Raw genomic sequence first — 2,720 nt, 5'->3', positions numbered from 1 at the left:
GCTTGTAACCGTCTGCCATTCCTCATGGTTACCTAAATGAAAAATCAGCCATATTTTAGGGGCACTGGTGGTTTGACAGACTGGTGTTTGGCTGGTACACAGACAGGATCAGCATCCGTTGTATGCCTGGTTCAAATTCACGGCCAGAGAGATTGGTCCCGGATATCCCGCGACCGCGGGGACGGTGCGCCTTTACGCTGATCGAACTGCTGGTCGTCATCGCCATCATCGCCATCCTGGCCGGGCTGCTGCTGCCAGCCCTGGCGCGCGCCAAGGAGATGGCGCGCCGCACTCAATGCCTGAATAACCTGAAGCAACTCGGCACCGCCCTGGTGATGTATGGGGATGATAACATTGGCATGTTGCCGCCCAACCGGATGACGAATCGCTGGCCGAATCTCATGGCAAATTATTATCAGGACTTCCGCCTGCTGCTGTGTGCCACCGATAAACCCGATCCCCTGTCAGCCACCCTGGCCCAGGCTTACAACTTGCGGCCCGATGCCATGCCCCGCAGTTATATCATGAACGGCTGGGATGACTATCTCATGAACGCCTCGCCACCGTTTCCCACCCTCGTGGAGATGAACGAATCCGAGTTCATTTATCCCTCGGACACCATCACTATCGGAGAGAAAAACCCGGACGAATCGGATTTCTACGTGGACATGATCAGCCTCGATGATCTCCGGGTGATTGACCAGACCCGCCATGGTCAGGGAGCCGGACAGACCCGGAGTGGCGGCGCTGATTACCTGTTTGCCGATGGCGGCGCCCGCTGGCTGCGGTGCGGGCTCAGTCTTGCGCCCAAAAACCTGTGGGCCATCCGCGATCCTTACCGGGACGTTCCGGTCGTGGTACCGTAACACCTGCCTGCATCCCCAAAGGGCAAGATTAATCATTGAGGCGTGTATCAATGCGGTGTGGAGACTGGTTGTATTTTTAGCTCGACTCCCCCTTCCGATTTCTTAGCATCAGGAAAACTATGAATAACACTCCTTTGAAGTTACTGGTGGCCAGAGCATTTAACGATGCTGGTTCGCACGCAGGCAAGCTGGCTTTGTTGCTGGCATTGAGCTTCGCACTGGTGCCGGGACTACGCGCGGAATTGAAGTTGCCCGCCATCATCAGCGACCACATGGTGCTGCAACAGAAGCAGGCCAATCCCATCTGGGGTTGGGACACGCCGGGTGCCACCGTCACGGTGACGTTCGGCGACCAGACCAAGTCCGCCCAGGCTGGCCAGGACGGTAAGTGGACCGTGAAGCTGGACCCCATCTCCGCCAATGCGACCCCGCAGACGCTGACCATTACCGGCAGCGAGAAGAAGGTGATTGAAGATGTGCTGGTGGGCGAGGTGTGGATGTGCTCGGGCCAATCGAACATGGGCTTCACGCTGGGCGGGGATTGGAATGGCGACATTGAAGCCGCCGCCTCAAATCTACCGCAACTCCGTCTCATCAAGGTGCCCCAGGTCGGCACGCAGGAACTGCAGAAGGATTTCAAAGGCCAATGGAAGGCTTCGACGGCGGAATCAGCCATCGGATTCAGCGCGGTGGGTTTCTTCTATGGCCGATATCTGCACCGGATTCTGGGTATACCCGTCGGCTTGATTGATAATGCGTGGGGCGGTTCCGCCGCCGAGGCTTGGGTGCGCCGTGAATCACTGGAAAAGGATCCCCGTTTCAAGCTGCTGATGGAAAACACGGTGAAAAATGAAGCGCTGATGCAAACCGACAAGGCCAAAGCGGATTACGAAGTGCAACTGGCCAAATGGAAAGAAAACGCGGCCAAGGCAAAGGCGGAGAGCAAGACACCCCCGCGCCAGCCCCGGTCTCCGCGAGACTGGCTGAATGGCAACGCCCGGCCCGGTAATATTTTCTGCGGCGTGATGTATCCCACCCTGGGCTACGGCATCAAAGGCGTCATCTGGTACCAGGGCGAATCGAACGCCGGGCGGGCTTATGAGCACCTTGAATTGTTCCCCTTCATGATCGAGCAATGGCGCAAAGAGTGGAACCAAGGCGATTTTCCGTTCTACTGGGTGCAGCTCGCGGATTTCATGTCCGAGAAGCCGGAGCCGGCTGAAAGTGCTTGGGCAGAGTTGCGGGAAACGCAAACCAAGACCATGAAACTCCCCAACACCGGCCAAGCCGTTATTATTGATCTGGGCGAAGGCAAAGACATTCATCCAAAAAACAAATACAGTGTGGCCTCGCGGTTGGTACGCTGGGCATTGGTCAAGGATTACGGGATGAAATTCCCCTATCGCAGCCCGGAATTCAAGACGGTCGAGTTCAACGGCAATAAAGCGCTCATCACGTTCGATTGTTTCGGCAGCAGCCTGCGGCCGTTTGATGTGAATGAGGCGATTGGTTTTGCCGTTTGTGGCGAGGATAAGGTATGGCGCTGGGCCAAAGGCGTGATTCAGGGCAATGATAAAGTTGAGGTTTCTTGCGAGCAAGTCCCCAAGCCGGTGGCCGTGCGTTATGCCTGGGCGGATAACCCGGTGTGCAACCTGGCCAGCAAGGACGGATTGCCGGTGACGCCCTTCCGCACCGATGATTTTGAAATGACCACCAAGCCCAAGCCGACCGCAGCGCCAGCCGCAAAATAGGCTGGAGCACCGCCCCCCGCCGCCGCCGCCCAATCCAGTGGGGGATTGGAGTCCCTCAATCCGAAGGGGTAAGGCAAATACAGCGTATTTACTGGGTTTTTTG

At 57.0% G+C, this 2,720-nt stretch carries 2 protein-coding genes; both read left to right on the top strand.

What is annotated here, in order from left to right:
- Nucleotides 1-122 precede the first annotated feature (122 nt).
- Complete coding sequence (locus WCO56_29460; protein ID MEI7733729.1) at nucleotides 123-866, top strand: DUF1559 domain-containing protein; 744 nt, start codon at nucleotides 123-125, stop codon at nucleotides 864-866.
- Nucleotides 867-985: 119 nt separating this feature from the next.
- A complete protein-coding gene (locus tag WCO56_29455) occupies nucleotides 986-2,617 on the top strand; it encodes a sialate O-acetylesterase (protein ID MEI7733728.1) in 1,632 nt (543 codons plus the stop codon).
- Nucleotides 2,618-2,720 lie beyond the last annotated feature (103 nt).

This window comes from Verrucomicrobiota bacterium (assembly GCA_037139415.1).
Lineage (GTDB): Bacteria > Verrucomicrobiota > Verrucomicrobiia > Limisphaerales > Fontisphaeraceae > JBAXGN01.
Note: the sequence above shows the minus strand (reverse complement) of the source record. Positions and strands in the feature narration are given on the sequence as shown.